This window comes from Microbacterium sp. NPDC090281 (genome assembly GCF_044769635.1).
Classification (GTDB): Bacteria; Actinomycetota; Actinomycetes; order Actinomycetales; family Microbacteriaceae; genus Microbacterium.
This window is the reverse complement of record NZ_JBIVYH010000002.1, coordinates 675,845-691,875: the sequence shown is the minus strand read 5'-3', so window position 1 is coordinate 691,875 and position 16,031 is coordinate 675,845. Positions and strand designations below refer to the sequence as shown.

Annotated in this window: 16 protein-coding genes; 8 read left to right on the top strand and 8 right to left on the bottom strand. The window is 66.7% G+C overall.

What is annotated here, in order from left to right; genetic code table 11:
* Positions 1-26: 26 nt before the first annotated feature.
* The 3 genes from ACIQTX_RS17550 to ACIQTX_RS17540 are packed head-to-tail and all read right to left on the bottom strand — an operon-like array spanning position 27 to position 3,887.
* Positions 27-1,163 carry a glycosyltransferase family 4 protein gene (locus tag ACIQTX_RS17550; RefSeq protein ID WP_402974562.1) on the bottom strand — a complete coding sequence of 379 codons (1,137 nt, stop codon included), beginning with the start codon at positions 1,161-1,163 and terminating at the stop codon, positions 27-29.
* Positions 1,160-2,356, bottom strand: a complete 1,197-nt coding sequence (locus ACIQTX_RS17545) for a glycosyltransferase (protein WP_402974559.1) — start codon at positions 2,354-2,356, stop codon at positions 1,160-1,162. Before ACIQTX_RS17545 ends, ACIQTX_RS17550 begins: the two co-directional genes overlap by 4 nt.
* 4 nt (positions 2,357-2,360) lie before the next feature.
* Positions 2,361-3,887 (bottom strand): sugar transferase, encoded by a 1,527-nt coding sequence (locus ACIQTX_RS17540; protein WP_402974556.1) that lies wholly within the window; start codon positions 3,885-3,887, stop codon positions 2,361-2,363.
* Positions 3,888-4,196: 309 nt separating this feature from the next.
* On the opposite strand from ACIQTX_RS17540, the gene ACIQTX_RS17535 reads away from it, so the two are divergent.
* The 4 genes from ACIQTX_RS17535 (at position 4,197) to ACIQTX_RS17520 (ending at position 8,211) form a co-directional block, all read left to right on the top strand.
* Positions 4,197-5,381, top strand: a complete 1,185-nt coding sequence (locus ACIQTX_RS17535) for a low temperature requirement protein A (protein WP_402974553.1) — start codon at positions 4,197-4,199, stop codon at positions 5,379-5,381.
* A gap of 69 nt (positions 5,382-5,450) precedes the next feature.
* On the top strand, positions 5,451-6,422 hold the full coding sequence (locus ACIQTX_RS17530; protein ID WP_402974550.1) for an intradiol ring-cleavage dioxygenase: 972 nt from the start codon (positions 5,451-5,453) through the stop codon (positions 6,420-6,422).
* Between the two features lie 203 nt (positions 6,423-6,625).
* Entirely contained in the window at positions 6,626-6,910 is a 285-nt protein-coding gene (locus tag ACIQTX_RS17525) for a hypothetical protein (protein ID WP_155946077.1), read from the top strand.
* A gap of 182 nt (positions 6,911-7,092) precedes the next feature.
* A complete protein-coding gene (locus tag ACIQTX_RS17520) occupies positions 7,093-8,211 on the top strand; it encodes a fatty acid desaturase family protein (RefSeq protein WP_402975580.1) in 1,119 nt (372 codons plus the stop codon).
* 92 nt (positions 8,212-8,303) lie between these two features.
* Here the strand turns inward: ACIQTX_RS17520 and ACIQTX_RS17515 are convergent, their stop codons facing one another.
* Entirely contained in the window at positions 8,304-9,692 is a 1,389-nt protein-coding gene (locus tag ACIQTX_RS17515; RefSeq protein ID WP_402974547.1) for a cell division initiation protein, read from the bottom strand.
* Positions 9,693-9,917: 225 nt separating this feature from the next.
* Entirely contained in the window at positions 9,918-10,442 is a 525-nt protein-coding gene (locus ACIQTX_RS17510; RefSeq protein WP_402974544.1) for a hypothetical protein, read from the bottom strand.
* Positions 10,443-10,637: 195 nt separating this feature from the next.
* On the opposite strand from ACIQTX_RS17510, the gene ACIQTX_RS17505 reads away from it, so the two are divergent.
* Both ACIQTX_RS17505 and ACIQTX_RS17500 read left to right on the top strand, forming a co-directional pair.
* The gene (locus ACIQTX_RS17505) at positions 10,638-10,901 is read left to right on the top strand and encodes a hypothetical protein (RefSeq protein ID WP_402974541.1); all 264 of its coding nucleotides are present in this window, start codon (positions 10,638-10,640) and stop codon (positions 10,899-10,901) included.
* A gap of 53 nt (positions 10,902-10,954) precedes the next feature.
* On the top strand, positions 10,955-11,800 hold the full coding sequence (locus ACIQTX_RS17500) for a transposase (RefSeq protein ID WP_402974538.1): 846 nt from the start codon (positions 10,955-10,957) through the stop codon (positions 11,798-11,800).
* 16 nt (positions 11,801-11,816) lie between these two features.
* On the opposite strand, the gene ACIQTX_RS17495 is transcribed toward ACIQTX_RS17500, so the two are convergent.
* Positions 11,817-12,308 carry an Lrp/AsnC family transcriptional regulator gene (locus ACIQTX_RS17495; RefSeq protein WP_181156890.1) on the bottom strand — a complete coding sequence of 164 codons (492 nt, stop codon included), beginning with the start codon at positions 12,306-12,308 and terminating at the stop codon, positions 11,817-11,819.
* Between the two features lie 206 nt (positions 12,309-12,514).
* Here ACIQTX_RS17495 and ACIQTX_RS17490 point away from each other — a divergent pair, with 206 nt between their 5' ends.
* Both ACIQTX_RS17490 and ACIQTX_RS17485 read left to right on the top strand, forming a co-directional pair.
* On the top strand, positions 12,515-13,795 hold the full coding sequence (locus ACIQTX_RS17490; protein WP_402974535.1) for an amidohydrolase family protein: 1,281 nt from the start codon (positions 12,515-12,517) through the stop codon (positions 13,793-13,795).
* A gap of 22 nt (positions 13,796-13,817) precedes the next feature.
* Positions 13,818-15,299, top strand: a complete 1,482-nt coding sequence (locus tag ACIQTX_RS17485) for an APC family permease (protein ID WP_402974532.1) — start codon at positions 13,818-13,820, stop codon at positions 15,297-15,299.
* A gap of 11 nt (positions 15,300-15,310) precedes the next feature.
* Here the strand turns inward: ACIQTX_RS17485 and ACIQTX_RS17480 are convergent, their stop codons facing one another.
* A complete protein-coding gene (locus ACIQTX_RS17480; RefSeq protein ID WP_402974529.1) occupies positions 15,311-15,601 on the bottom strand; it encodes a hypothetical protein in 291 nt (96 codons plus the stop codon).
* Positions 15,598-15,822: a hypothetical protein gene (locus ACIQTX_RS17475; protein WP_402974526.1), complete on the bottom strand. Its 225-nt coding sequence runs from the start codon at positions 15,820-15,822 to the stop codon at positions 15,598-15,600. Before ACIQTX_RS17475 ends, ACIQTX_RS17480 begins: the two co-directional genes overlap by 4 nt.
* Positions 15,823-16,031: the final 209 nt, after the last annotated feature.

Genomic DNA, 16,031 nt, shown 5'->3' with positions numbered 1-16,031 from the left:
CGCCAGCGTCAGCGTCAGCGTCAGCGTCAGTTCAGGACGTGCGACGTGATGCTCGAGCGGTAGACAGCCGGAGCATGTCGTCGAAGTGCCTCGGCTCGACTGTCTGCGACGGTCGACACCATCTCGTCCCACCGGGTGTCGATGTCGGTGAGCGCGGATGCGATCGAGTCGGGGTCTCCGGCCGTGATGAGTTGTGCGGTGGCGTAGCCCCCGGCCGCCTCACGGAGACCGCTGCTGTCGCTCGCGATCACAGGACGGAGGGCGAGGATGCCTTCGACGGCGGTGTTGCCGAAAGGCTCGTCGACCCGCGAGGGGACGACGAGCACGTCCGCCTCGGCGAGGAAGGGCCAGATGTCGGTGTGGAACCCGGCGAAGTCGACAGAGACGCCGGTTTCTTCCGCCTGCGTGCGCAGGTCGCGTTCGAACCACTCGTAGCCCTCGAAGACCGCGCCGAGAAGCGTGACGTCGACTGCACGCCCTGCCGACTGCAGGCGTGAGGCGGCCTCGATCACAAGGTCAGGGCCCTTTCGGGGAGACAGGCGGCCGACATAGAGCACGCGGAGTGCGCGCTCGGTACGCGGTCGGGGCGAGGTCGGGTGCGGGGGAGATGCAACCCCGTTGTAGACGACGTGCGCACGCCGGGCGAGCGCGGGGAGCGCGGCATGGATCGTGTCGAGGCTGAAACGGCTGTTCACCAGCGTGCGTTGGGAGGCCAGGTGGGGGGAGTAGAGGATGCGGTTGACGAGTCTGCTGCCCGAGGCTTCGGCTTCGTGCACGTGACTCACCGAGCGGGTGCGACGCAGCCGCGCTACCAGCGGCCACTCGGGGATGATGATCGTCGAGACGTAGACGACGTCGGGGCGTACCCGGCCGATCAGACGCCATGCGGCGCCGAGGCCGCGGAACGTGTCCCGGAAGAGTCGGGGGAGTCCGCGCGGAGTCAGCAGGACCTTGCGCAGCACGAGCATCGGGACGATGACCACCTCGGCGCCGGCGCTGCGGAGCTCGTCCACGAGGAGTCCGGAACTCGGGAGGGCGACGACGACACGTGCGCCCGCCTCGACGAGGCCTGCGGCGCTCTCGAGCAGCATCCGGTCGGAACCGAACAGTTCGGCGCCGGGATGCACGAGAAGGACTGTGCGCTGCTTCGCGTCGCTGCTCATGAGGCGGCCGGTCTGGCGGGAAGGGGCGACCAGTCCGTCGTCCGTCGTCGCGCACGGCGAGCCGACGGGTGGATGGTCGCGCGTTCCGCCAGGCGATGGGCCAGCGCCTCGTACTCGTCCGCGACATCGTCCCAACGGAACCGGGTGCGCGCGATCTCCTGCACGGCATTCGCCGAGGACGCGGTCGCCTCAGGATCGCTCTCCGCTGCCATGACCTGCTCGGCGACGTCGGCGGAATCGGCGAAGAACCATCCGTTGCCGTCCAGCACCTCGCGGTTGAAAGGCACATCGAAGCCGATCACCGCTGTTCCGGCCCCCATTGCGCGAAGCAGCGAGGGGTTGGTTCCGCCCACGGAGTGGCCGTGCAGGTATGTGAGCGCATTCGCGTAGAGCGCGTCGAGCAGATCCTGGTCGTAGACGCCTCCGACGAGCCGGATCCGGTCATCGCCGTCGGCCACTCGCTGGATCTCCTGGGTGTATCCGGCGCTGTAAGGCGCCGACCCGACGACCACGAGCGGTAGTGCCGCATCGCTGTCGCGGTAGCCTTCGACGATCTCGAGAACGTGGTTCTCGGGCTCGAAGCGCGCCACGACGAGGTGGTACCCGCCAGGGGTCAGCCCCATCTCGGCGACGCCGCGCTCGGGGAGCTCATCGAGGATCGGTGCGCCGTAGCGGATGAGTTCGGTCGGAACATCGAACTGGTGCCGGTAGTAGTCGGCGATTCCAGGCGCATCCGCGATCAGCGCATCGGCCGTACGCACGCCGAACTGCTCGGCCCAGCGGTAGTAGGCCTTGCCTCGCGGGCCCCACTTCGAGCGTCGCCATTCGAGCCCGTCCATGTGCAACGCGACAGGAGCCCGACGTAGCCGGAGCAGAGGCAGGAACGGAGAGTTCGCAGCGTTGAAGACGAACGTCGCGTCTGGTCGGCGCCGGAACATGAGATGCAGCGCCGACAGCCCGGTGTGGCTGAGCGTCTCGATCTGCTTCACGGGTACCGCAGGGAGGTGCACCACCCGCATGCCGAGGTATTCCTTCTCCCGCCGCTCGGAACCGCGGGTGTACACGACGACATCGTGTCCGCGGTCCGCGAGCCGGCGACCGACCTCTTCGATGGCGGTCTCGAAGCCGCCATAGGCCGCGGGCACTCCTCGAGTCCCCACCATCGCGATGGTGAGGCGGTTCGTATTGCTCATGCGATCAGTATGCCCCGCTGGGCTGCACCATGACCTTGGCGGTGCGCCACATGATCTGCAGATCGTTCATCACTGACCAGTTCTCGACGTAGCGAAGGTCGAGGCGCACGCTCTCATCCCAGGAGAGATCGCTGCGTCCGGAGACCTGCCACAGGCCGGTGATGCCAGGCTTGATGTAGAGGCGGCGGAACACCGTGCCGTCGTAGGCGGTGACCTCGGTGGGCAGCGGCGGACGCGGTCCGACGACGCTCATGTCGCCGATGAGGACGTTCCAGAACTGCGGCAGCTCATCGAGGGAGAGCTTGCGCAGCACCTTTCCGATGCGGGTGACTCGCGGGTCGTCCTTCATCTTGAAGAGGAGGCCGGCGCCCTCGTTCTGCGCCTTCAGAGCAGTGAGCTGCTGTTCGGCGTCGGTCTTCATCGAGCGGAACTTGACGATCTTGAAGCGACGACCGTCACGGCCGACACGCTCCTGGAAGAAGAAGACAGGACCGCGCGAGTCGAGCTTGATGAGCAGCGCGAGCACGGGGGCCAGCAGCCCGATCGGGATCAGCGCCAGCGTGGCGACCGCGATGTCCAGTGCGCGCTTGAGCAGGTGCTGACCGCCCTCGTAGGTCGGGATCTGCACCTGGATCAGCGGCAGTCCTTCGACGGGGGCGAAGGAGATGCGGGGACCCGCGACATCGGTGAGCCGGCTGGAGAGCACGAGCTCAGCGGCGGTTCCCTCGAGCTGCCAGCTCAACTGCTTCACGAACTCCGGCTCGCCCTCGGGGCGGCTCGCCACGATGATCGTGTCGGCACCGACCTCGGCCGCGACCGACGACACGGAGTTCACGTTCCCCAGAACCGGGAACCTCGTGTCGTCGATCACGATGTCGCGCGCGTTGCCGTCGAGCAGCGTGGCGCCGACCACCTGGTAGCCAGATGCACCGATCGGGTGCAGCGTCCGGACCACATACTCCACGTCGTCTCGATTGCCGACGACGAGGGTGCGGGAGGCGAACCTCCCGTGGGAACGCTGCTTCTGCAGCCAGTGGCGCCACAACCACCTGGTCACGAGAAGCGTCAGCACACCGAGAGGCAGCCCCAGCAGCAGCGTCAGTTGCATCGACTTCCATGCGAGCAGCACCGCCACGATGGCGATGATCCCGAAGGCGAGTCCGCTGGCGTGGACCACGCCGCGGTACTCGGTGGCACTCGCGCGGAACAACGCGGCGTCCCGCGTGTGCATCGCGCTGAGCATGAGGTACCACAGCGCAGCGAGCGGGATGCCGCCGCGCAGGACCTCGAGCCCGGAGACGCCGGTCGCCAGCTGGATCGCTGCGGTCAGACCGAGGGCGAACAGGATGACAGCTGCATCCGTTGTCCGCAGTCGCATCCGATAACGGCGCTCCCATTGACGGCGTCTCTCCAAGGTCGCCGAGGCGCGCGGTGTGACCACCGTTCGCGTCACCGACTTGGAGGCTCGCGGAGCAGCGACCGGCACGAAGCCCGTACGAGTGATGCTCAGGGCATCCTCGACGGAAGTCATGCCGAGGCTCCTTGAGCCGTGAATGTACGCAAATATCCCCAGTGCGACATGTGATTCCCCAGATTCCCCAGACCATGAACCCCACGTTCACGGCGTTTGTCTGCGTCCCGACCCCTCGGGTCCTGCTGAAACTCCCCGTGATTCCCACATCACGAGGTGCGTTTTCGCCGTCCCACACGGCGGTCGCTGACAGCAGGCACTGCAGACCTTCACCACTGTAGCGGAAGATCGTCTTCACCGGAAGGTATCTCTGCCGAGTGGAACAATCCGTGTCGCGAGAAGGCTCCGGTCGCGGGCTATCCTGTCGCGGTGACCGCGAACACAGATTCCCCTCGCTTCCAACTCCGCACGATGCTGCCGCGGGACCCCGCTCAGCCGCATCGAACCGCGAGTCCGCTCGAGCTCTTCTTCGATCTCGTCTTCGTCGTCGCCGTGAGCATCGCCTCGGCCCAACTGCACCATGCCCTCAGTGAAGGTGAGTTCCTCCACGGCATCACCTCCTACGCGATGCTCTTCTTCGCGATCTGGTGGGCTTGGATGAACTTCACCTGGTTCGCGACATCATTCGATACCGATGATTGGCTATACCGCGTCACGACGTTCGTGCAGATGGGCGGCGTCCTCGTCTTCGCCGCCGGTATCCCGCAGGCGTTCAACGAGGGGAACTTCACGATCCCCGTCCTCGGCTACGTCGTCATGCGCGTCGCGATGGTCGCACAGTGGCTGAGGGCGTCACGTTCGGCCGGCGCCCTGCGATCCGCGACGCGCCGGTACGCCTTCGGCATCGCGGCGGTCCAGGTGCTCTGGATCCTCTTCCTGCTGATCCCGTCGGGACCGCTGCAGTTCATCGCCTTCGCGCTCTTCGCTCTGATCGAGATCAGCGTCCCGGTGTTCGCCGAGTACCGCAGACAGACTCCGTGGCACCCGCACCACATCACGGAGCGCTACGGACTGTTCACGCTCATCGTGCTCGGCGAGAGCCTTCTCGCGTCGGCGAACGCCATCATCGACGCCCTCGACAAGGTGGAGACGCTCGGACCACTGATCGCGATCTCCGTGCTCACACTCCTGGTCACGGCATCCCTGTGGTGGATCTACTTCTGGCCGCCGCACCACCGTGCGATCACGACCTTCGGTCGTTCACTGCGTTACGGCTACGCGCACTACTTCGTGTTCGCGGCCGCCGCGGCGTTCTCGGCGGGCATCGAGGTGGAGCTCGACGTCCTGACGGGGAAGAGCCATCTCTCGAGCATCGCGGCGTCGTTCACGGTGACGATCCCGATCGCCATCTTCCTCATCGGCATCTGGTGGATCGCGATCCGCGAGAACGCCGACCGCGTGGTGAACACCGTTGTTCCGCTCGGCGCGGTTCTGGTGCTGCTCGATCCGATCCTTCCGATCCCCGTCACACTCACCGCCCTGATCCTCGTGGGCATCGTCGTCGTGCTGGTGCTCCGCCCGCCGGTGGCGGCTTCCACCATAGAGAAGGCATAGGCCGAGCAAAGTCTTCTGATCGGATGCTCCGCGAGTCTGGTGGTCCCCTCGCCGATAAGGAGTCAGACCATGAGCATTCCGGAACCCACGCAGACCCCCGACGGCCCCGCGTTCGAAGGCCGGCTGCTCGATCGCGTCGATGAAGAGGTCGTCGATCAGGGGGCGGCCTTCGACATCCGCACGCTGATGAGCCGGCGCGGCGTGCTCGGGCTCGCAGGCCTCGGTCTCGGTGCCGTCGTGCTCGCGGCATGCTCGCCTGCCGCCTCCGGCGGATCGTCGAACACTCCGACGCCGGCGGCGACGTCGGGAAGCTCAGGCGACGGTACGTCGGGCGTAACTGAGATCCCCGACGAGACCGCAGGACCGTATCCGGGCGACGGTTCGAACGGACCCGATGTCCTCGAAGACTCGGGAATCGTCCGTCAGGACATCCGCTCGTCGATCGACGGAGGTGCGACGGCCGAGGGAGTGCCGTTGACGTTCGAGCTGCAGATCGTCGACCTCGCGAACGGGGGCGTGCCGTTCGCCGGTGTCGCGGTCTACGCATGGCATTGCACGGCACAGGGGGAGTACTCGATGTACTCCTCCGGGTTGGAAGATGTCACCTACCTGCGGGGTGTGCAGGTGGCGGATGATGAGGGCAAGGTGTCGTTCACGTCGATCTTCCCCGGGTGCTATTCGGGGCGCTGGCCGCACATCCATTTCGAGGTCTATCCGGATGTCGGCTCGATCACCGATTCGACCACTGCGATCGCGACCTCTCAGCTGGCCCTTCCCGAGGCGGCCTGCGCTGCGGTGTATGCGGAAACCGCCTACGACGGGTCCGCGCGCAACCTCTCCCAGATCACGCTCGCAAGTGACAACGTCTTCGGTGACGACTCCGGCGCTCTGCAGGTGGCCACGGTCTCCGGAGGGGTCTCGGCGGGATATGCGGCCACGCTGGTCGTCGCCGTCGACACAGCGACGAGCCCCACCGCCGGATCGGCGCCGGCGGGAGGTCAGGGCGGGCCTGGCGGCGGCGGGCAGCCGCCGGCCAGCTGAGGTGAAGAGACGAGGATTCGATGCCGCGGGGGCGGTCTGCTATGCTTATGGTGCAGCGTGTGTGCATCGCCCCTCTCGGCCGCCACGTCGCCACTGATCAGGGCCATTACGGACCGCGCACATCGATGCGTGCGGAATCCGCCCTCGGTCTCAAATCTTGCGGAGCGCCTACGCGTGTCCGCCACACAGCAATGAGCATCACCATGAGCACCACCACCTTTCCCCCGTCCGATCCGTTGACCTGGAAACAGGCCGACGCCGATGTGCACGTCGCTACCCGTGCCGGCGAGTTCGCCGGCTTCGTCGAGTTCGACGGCACCACCCACCTCGTGCGCGACAACCGCGGCACCGAGCTCGGCGCGTTCGCTTCGCTCGATGACGCGTTCAGCGCGCTCGAGGAAGCGCACGAGTCTGTCACTCGTGGACCGGCGTTCGCGCCGATCCTGCCGCGCGCCTGGCGCCGGAGGACCCGCCGCGCCCGTTCCTGACGCCGACCGGGACTCCGCGTTCTCGACGGCCACCCCGACCACCATTCGGCGCGCATGCTGAGAGGTGGCCAGGGGTTGTCGAAGTATTCCCTGACGCGCATGGAGCTAGGGCTATCGTGAGGTAAGCGTTCGGCACCTGCCTTGGGCTTTCACAGCTCAAGGGCTCCGATCGTCAGGAGAAGATCATCTCCAGCACACAGATCGAAACGACCGCGGCAACGCTCGGTCCGGTTCGCCAGACCTATTCCGGCAATGCGGATTTCCCTCCGATGGCCAAGGCCTACAAGCAGGTGTCGCAGGTGGTCAAGGAGACCGGCCTGCTCGGACGCACCCAGTGGTTCTACGTCTTCGTGGCCTCGGGTATCGCCGTCGCCCTCGGTGGTCTCATCACCGGCTTCATCCTGCTCGGCGACAGCTGGTTCCAGCTGCTCATCGCCGCGGGCCTCGGCATCGTCCTGACCCAGATCGCTTTTCTGGGACATGAGGCAGCGCACCGTCAGATCCTGACGACGGGGCCGGCGAACTTCAAGCTCGCCCGCATCGTGATCGCCAGCATCGGCATGAGCTACTCGTGGTGGGACTCGAAGCACACCAAGCACCACGGAAACCCGAACCAGGTCGGCAAGGACCCCGACATCGAGGTCGACACCGTCTCGTTCCTCGAAGAGGATGCCGCCAAGGCGAAGGGCCTGATCAAGCTGATCACCCGCAAGCAGGGCTGGCTCTTCTTCCCGCTGCTCACCCTCGAGGGGCTGAACCTCCACTACCTCGGCCTGAAGTACCTCATGACGACCAAGAACGTCAAGGGACGCTGGACCGAGCTGAGCATCATCGCGCTGCGGTTCGCGCTCATCCTCGTGCCCGTGTTCATGATGCTCCCGCTCGGAATGGCCTTCGCCTTCATGGGTGTGCAGTTCGCGGTCTTCGGCGTCTACATGGGGGCCGCCTTCGCGCCGAACCACAAGGGCATGCCGATCATCGAGCCCGGCGCCCGTCTCGACTTCTTCACCAAGCAGGTCCGCACCTCCCGCAACATCAGCGGTGGATGGTGGACGACCTGGCTCATGGGTGGCCTCAACTACCAGGTGGAGCACCACCTCTTCCCGAGCATGGCGCGCCCGCATCTGTCCCAGGCACGCGAGATCGTGCGTGACTACTGCGCGGCGAACGGCGTGCCGTACACGGAGACCAGCCTCGGCCGCTCGTACATGATCGTGATCGAGTACCTGAACCGTGTCGGTCTCGCCGCCGGTGCAGACCCGTTCGACTGCCCGGCATCCGCCCAGTTCGGGCGGGCATAGCCGAAGCTGAAGCAGTCTCACCGGGCATGATCAGCCCGGGAACGACAGAGGCGCGAGCAGGAATTCCTGCTCGCGCCTCTGTCGTTCCGTGACTACTTGGAAGACTTCTTCTTCGTCTCCACCACATCGATCGTGATCTTCTCGAGCGGGCGGTCGTCGTCGAGTTCGTCCTCGAGTACCTCATCGCCGAGGAAGATCTCCTCCGGCGTCGCGACGTTCGCCTCGGCAGGCGCCTCGACGGTCGTCTCGTCCGCTGCGACGATGCCGGCGGGCAGGGAGTCGTCGGAGAAGATTCCGTCGGGACGGATGAGCTCCTTGACCTCCGCCATGAAGCTCGTCAGCTGCTGCTGCTGCCAGCGCAGCTGACGCGTGCGGTCTTCTGCGTCGTGCAGCACCGAGGTGGTGTGGCCGGTGACCGAGTCGACGATCTTCTGCGCCTTCGCACGCGCACGCTCGAGGGTCTCGCGCGCACGGACCTGGGCGTCTGCCTCGATGGCCTGTCCCTGCGAACGCGTCAGACGCTCGTAGTCCTCTGCCCGCGCGGAGATGCGCTGGGCATGCTCCAGTGATGCCGAGACCTGCTCGTTCGCGTCGTTGGTGATCCGTTCGGCGTGCGCCACGGCCTGGTTGTGCAGCACGAGGAACTCCTGCTGCGCATCGTCCTGCCGGCGGGTGAGCGTCTCCTCGAACTCCAGCACGCGGGCGTTCATGTCGCGGACATCGCGCTCGGCGTCGGCGCGCAGCTGGGTCGTCTCACGGGTGACGAGGGAGCGCAGCGCGGCCGCGCCCTTCTCGGCCTCGGTACGGATCGCGGTGGCCTCCTGTGCGGCCTGGTTCACCTTCTCGGCGGCATGTGCGGCTTCGCGCTCGATGCGGGCCTCGTGCGCCGTGTACTCGGTGTCCATCTTCAGACGCACCTGGTCGGCGTCGCGCTGCGCCTGGGCCGTGATCCGCTCGGCGTCGGCGTCGGCCTCGGCGCGCTGCGCGGTCACTTCCTCCCGAGCTGAGGTCATCAGCCGGTCGGCCTGCACGGCCGCGTTCTGGATGAGCACGTTCGCCTGTTCCTCGGCGACGCGCAGGATCGCCTCGAACTGCTGACGTGAAGGAGCCTCTTCGCCGTCGGGCTGGGGAGCGTCGACGAGTTCAGAGGTGAGGGTCGCGACCTGCTGCTCGGCGTCGGAGGCCTTGGCGTTCGCGGCCGTCAGCTCGCTCTCGAGGGCTTCGCGGGCCTTGCGCTCCTCTTCCCGTACCGCTTCGACCGCCTCTTCTTCGCGGGCCTGTGCCTCGGCGACGTCGGCGGCTGCCTGCTTGAGCTGGTTGCGGAGGGTCGAAAGCGCCGAGTCGACCTCGCCCTTGTCGTAGCCGCGGAAGCCGATGGTGAACGCACCCTGCTGGTCGCGCTGTGGCGTCTCGATCAGCTGGTCGAAGAAGTCCGGCGAGCGCTCGCCTTCGCGGTCGGCGGTTCCAGGGGATTCGCTCATGGGTTCTTGCCTTTCTGGCGTGGCCACACCGGAGCTGCGGCTCCATCCCGACAAGCGGGACCGTGTGGACCGGTGGAGGAGGTCGTCAGGGCGCACGCCACCACCGTGACCCGGCGGAGGCCCGGCGGGCAGGGCGCGCCTTCCAGCCTAGTTGCGTCTGCGGGATGTTGCGCGCTCGGTTTCGTCAGGCTGGGGTCGCTCCGCGCCCCGGGGCCCGGAATCGGATCACGAGTTTCGAACCCAGCGGGCGTTGCGGTCGTCGATGAGCGCTCCGCGGAGGAACCCGATGGGCTCGCCCGCTGCGACCGGGATCTCGCGGGCTCCGGCAGCAGTAGCGACCCGCGAGCGCAGCTCGGTCCACAGTGGACCCGTCTGCGGAGAACCGAGGTACTCCCGGAACGTCTCGACCTGCAGCCGGGTGCCCTCGGGGTCGGCGGTGAGATGGACGATGGTGTCGTCGGGCTCGATGAACCGGATGCCGTAGTCGCCGTCGCTGCGGACGACGTACTCACGCTGCTTCTTCGCCATCGCCGATGCCACGATCTCACGCGCGATGGGCTCCGGTGCGTGGATCACCAGGGTCGTGCCGAACTCATCGAGCGTCTCGGCGAGCTTGGCGGCGGCGAACTTCCGCCCGGTCTCGTCACCGGCCTCGGACGCACTGCGACGCAGCCGAGACTTCAGCAGAGGGCCGCCGATGATCAAGGCGAGGATCGGCAGGCCGAGAAGGAGGTAGGGGACAGCATCCACGGGCACAGCGTATCCGGCTCCTCGTCGGCTTCCCGTGCGGAGGTCCGGAGCCCGACCGGGCTGATCTGGTTAGTCCCGTCCGTCACGCCGTCTGCCTCTTCTCGGGCTCTCGCGCAATCCCCTTCTGCGTCGGCAGCTCGGTCGATAGCGTCGCCGGTGGCACCAGACGGAGAAGTGGAGGGCGAGATGCAGACCATGTCCCGCACGCGGGTTGCGCTCGATGATGCCGGGTTTTTCCTGGCTCAAGACCAGGATGTCGCCGATCTGAGACGGCGCATCGAAGACGCGGTGCACTCCGGCGGAGCTTTCGTCGAGTTCGTCGCGGCCGGTGATCGCTCGATGAGCGTGCTCATCTCCTCAGCGAGCAAGGTCGTGATCTCGGTCGAGAGCGTCGACTTCGACACCCGTGACCTCGGTGACGATGCTCTGCCGTACGGCGGGGAGTTCGACCTGCTCTGACAGGGAACCGCCATCGCTGTCGGTCAGCCCGGCGCTCGGCGTATCGTTGGGCCATGGCCGCTCCGACCTTCGACGAGATCGTGAGCGGACTGTATGCCGGGCCCCCGGAGAACTTCGTGTCGTCTCGCAAAGCCCTGGCCGACGAGGCCGGAGACGGGGGAGTGTCCTCGCGAATCCTCGCCCTGCGCAAACCTTCCGTCGCGGCCTGGGTGGTCAACGTCTTCGCTCAGGAGCGGGCGGAGCAACTGGGGGAGGCTCTCCAACTCGCGCGAGAGCTTCGCGAGGCGCAGGATGATCTGGATGCGCCGTCCTTGGCGAAACTCGGTCGAGAGCGTCGGGCACTGACGCGAAGGCTCGCTGAGAGCGCGGGGGAGTTGGCTGCGGCACGCGGTGAACGCATCACGCCCGCCACGCTCGAGGCCGTCGAGCAGAGCATCTCCGCGGCATTCTTCGATCCTGCCGCGGCGGCGGCCGTCGCCTCGGGGCGGCTGTTGCGGGCTCTTGCGCCCTCGTCCACGGCGGACGACGTCCGTGATGCGGTGGCCGGAGAGAGCCCGGCGCCGGCCCCGGAGGCTCTGCGTCGCCCCGATGAGTTGCAGGCGCGCAGGGCTCGCCGCGATGCTGAGCGCGCAGTCGCGGCCGCTGAGAAGGAACAGGCATCAGCGGAACGGGAGCTCACAGCTCAGGATTCGGCGTTGCAGGCGCTGCGCGCCCGACGGAAGGAGCTGTCCGAGCGGTTGTCGGAGCTCGAAGATCAGCTCGCTCAGTCCCGTGCAGACGCGGTCCGCGTCGAGCACGACCTCCCGGGTGCCGAGGAGGGGCGGGCGGATGCGGCTGCCCGGGCGGATGCTGCTGCGAGTGCCGTGGATCTGGCACGGAAGGCGCTGGAGAGACTGTAACCGCGCGTCAGTGGGGTCAGTTCTTGCCGCGCGTCGCGAAGTCGGGCCGGTAGATCCACTTGACCGTGTCGACGAAGCTGATCGTCTCGGTCTCGGTCACCCCGGGGATCGCGCGGATCGACATCACGAGGTCGAGCAGGTGCTCATTGTCCGCGGCCATCAGCTCGGCCATGAGGTCGTAGTGTCCGGTGGTCGTGACCAGGTAGTACACCTCGTCGATCGCCGAGATCGCGTCGCTCACCTCGTGCACGCGGTGGTCCACGCGGACACCGACGAGCGCCGACTGTGCATAGCCGTGAGTCTGCGGATGCGTCATCGCGCCGATCGTCACGACACGCTCGTTCAACAGGCGCTGGATGCGCTGTCGGACGGCGGCGTGCGAGAGGCCGACGGCTCCGGCCATCTCGGTCACGGACCGGCGTCCGTCTTCCTGGAGAAGGCGGACGAGTTTGCGGTCGAGCTCGTCCAGCTGTGCCGGGACCAGTCCGTGGAATTCTCCGGATCGCATCGGTGCGTGCTCCTCTCGTGCGGCCTTTCGGCACGCTGACAGCGTACTCGAACCGTCATTCTCGTCGCACAGCATCTCGCCGACGATCATTTTGACGGTGCACGCCACGGGATTCTGTAATTTTCGTTGCCGAGAAGGAGCCTAACCGCTATATTCATTTTCAAACAGATGTTCAACGATGAAATCAGCGGTTCAAGGAGTTCGTGATGAGCAAAATCACGGTTGTTCAGGCCGGACGCCTGCTCGACGGCACGGGGCAGGTCATCGACGACGCGACGATGGTCGTGCGCGACGGCACGATCGTGGCGGTCGGGCCCCGCGGCAGCGTCGCGGTCCCGGCAGACGCCGAGCAGGTGGACGCCGGAGATATGACCGTCATGCCCGGCCTCATCGACTGTCATACGCACCTCGGTGGGGCGTCTTCGCCGAACTACACGACCTGGGTCGTGGAAGACGATCTTCGCCAGGCGATCCTCTCAGGGCAGCAGATGCGCGCGCTCATGGAGCATGGGGTCACCACCATCCGCGACATCTCCCGCAACGGGCTCCGGCTCAAGTGGGCGGTCAACAACGGTCACATGGAGGGACCGCGAATCGTCGCCTGCGGGCCGGGGCTTTCTCGTACGGGTGGGCACGGTGATGCGCACAACCTGCCGTGCGACATGATCCAGCGCAGTCACCCGTGGGCGATGCTCGCCGACGGGCCGGAGGAGCTGCGCAAGTCCGTCCGTCTGCTCAACCGCATGGGCGCCGACGCGGTCAAGATCTGGGCGACCGGCGGCGGCATGTGGGACAAGGAGCTCGAGACCGACCAGCACTACGACTTCGAGGAGCTCTGCATGGTCGTCCGCGAAGCGGCGATGGTGAAGATCCCCGTGCTTGCGCATGCCGAGTCGCTCGCCGCTGCCAACGACTGTCTCCGCGCCGGCGTCGCCACGCTGGAGCACGGCGAAGAGCTCGACGACGAGTGCCGACAGATGATGGTCGACAACGGCGTCATCCACGTGCCGACGCTGCAGTTGTTCCTGGGGCCCTGGTTCGACGAGTACCCGCCGCCCCCTCGTGAGGGTCTCGAGAACTACCGCGGCGAAACCATGGTCGAGAAGGAGAAGAACCGCGTCGCCGACAACTTCACCGCCTCCCGTCTCGCCGGCGTCACGATCGCCGTCGGCAGCGACAGCTTCTCGAGCGTCGATGTCCCCTACGGCGCATCGACCCTGTCCGAGATCCACACCATGGTCGAGACCGGGATGCCGGAGAGTGACGCGATCGTCGCCGCCACGCTCAACGGCGCGAAGGCGCTCCGCGTGGACCACCTGACCGGTTCGCTCGAAGTGGGCAAGGCCGCCGACTTCCTCATCGTCGACGGCGACCCGTTGGACGACATCCACTCCCTCGCCCAGGACCGTCTGCGATATGTTCGCCGCGGCGAACAACTGTGGCTGGACGAGCTCACTCCCACCGCGCACCGCTCACCCGCCCGCTGAAACGCCGAATCCGAGGACGATGATGACCCCGACTGCCCCCTCAGCACCGCACGCCCCCACTGATGCGTCCGAACCGCGCACGCTCCGTCGCGCGGGCCTCGGCACCGCCGACCTCGTGTTCTTCGTCGTCGCGGCCGCCGCTCCCCTCACGGTGGTTGCGGGAGTCGTACCGCTCGCGATCCGCACCGGTGGAGAATCGGCGGCCTACGGGTATCTGGTTCCAGCGATCGTCCTGATCCTCTTCGCCGTCGGCTTCACGGCGATGAGCCCGCGGATCAAGAATGCCGGAGCCTTCTACTCGTACATCACCCACGGCATCGGGAAGCCGTTCGGGGTCGGCTCCGCGCTCCTCGCCGTCGTGTCGTACAACGCCATGACGATCTGCCTGGTCGCCGGATTCGCCGTGTACGCCCAGAACATGCTCGCCTCGCTGTTCGGGTTGAGTGTGAACTGGGTGATCCTCGCCGCGCTCGCGGTGATCGGGATAGCGCTGCTCGGCTACTTCAAGGTCACGCTCGGTGCCAAGGTTCTGGGCATCGCGCTCGGTCTCGAGGTCGCCGTGCTCGTGGTCTACGAGGTCTTCATGCTCGGTCAGGGCGGCGGTGGCGACATCGCCGAGACCGTCACGATCTTCAACCCCGCGGTGATGGCCGACCCCGGTTTCGGTGCGATGCTCGTGCTCACCGCCGGCGGATTCATCGGGTTCGAGGCCACGGCGATCTATGCGGAGGAAGTCAAGGACCCGAAGCGGACGGTGCCGCGTGCCACCTACATCGCGATCGCGTTCCTCGGCGTCTTCTACACCTTCTCGGTGTGGTGCATCTTCGCCGCGTACGGCACTCAGGGCGCACTCGACGCGGCGGCGAGCGACGACGTGGCCCTCCTGACGTTCGCCTCGATGGAGCAGTTCGTCGGCCCGTGGTTGTCCGATCTCTCGCAGCTTCTTCTGTGCACGAGTGCGTTCGCTGCAGCGCTCGCCTTCCACAACGCCGCGTCCCGGTATCACTTCACGCTCGCCCGCGAGGGAATCCTGCCTCGTAGCATCGCGAAGATCAGCCGCGCCCACGGCTCGCCCGTCGGCGGTGTCGCTCTGCAGATCGTGATCTGCGTGGTGGTGCTGGGCTTCGCCGCCCTCGCCGGCGCGGATCCGTACCTCGTGGTCTTCCTCTGGTCGGCAGCTCCCGGCGTACTCGGCATCCTGCTGCTCGAGGGCATCGCCGCGATCGCGGTCGTGGCCTTCTTCCTCCGTGACCGGCACGGGCACAGCGTCTGGCGGGTGATCGTCGCCCCTGTCCTCGCGGCGATCGGGCTGTTCGTCTTCGTCGCACTCAGCGTGTCCCAGCTCGAGCTGCTCACCGCAGCCGAGCCCTTCGTCAATGCGCTCCTGCTGATCCCGATCCCCCTCGCGATCCTCGCGGGAATCGTCGTCGCACTCGTCTTCCGCGCACGGCGACCGGAACGCTACGCCGCGCTGAACACCGTGGATGTGGACGCCGAGAGCTGAGTCGTCGAAGGTCAGCGGGAACGGTGGCCGAGGCGTCCAGGAAGCAAGGGCAGCACCGGTGCTCGGTACTCCAGAGCCGAGTGATCCTCGGGCTCGAGCGTGAACTCGGTCTGACCGAAGCGCCACAGTCGGTTGAACAGGTACACGCCGATGACCACTGACTCATCGGCGGGAACCTGCCAGGTGCCCAGGCCCCACTGCGTCGGCTGACCGCGCCCGCCGATGACGAGCGTCGGCCTGATCCCGGCATAGAGCGCGAATCGCGGCCGGTGCATCGTGAGCTCGATCCGGCGGGTGGTCATTCCTGGACCTCGTCAGCACGGTCGCCGGACGAGCGACGCCGTCGGGCCAATCGGGTTCCGATCGCGGCGCTCCCGATGCCCGCGGCGACGAGTGCTCCGCCGATAGCGGTCATCCAGACGCCATCCGAGGCCCAGAGCAAAGAGATGCCGCCGACGGCGACCAGTGCTCCTGCGCCAATCCAGACGGCAGGGCCGGGGGTCGACTGATGCTCGTGGTCCATGATGACCGAAGCCTAACGGCCCGATGTGAACCCGGCTCCGTCGTCCGTGGACGATGAGAAAAGCAGGACCCCCGCCATGTAGAAGCTAGGCGAGGGTTTCTGGGGTGATTGTAACGATCACCCTTGTGGCTGCGGCGGGCGTCGATCCGGTGACCTCTTGATTTTCAGTTGGATGTGGCGGGGTGGTGGGTGCTCGTTGCTCGTTGCTC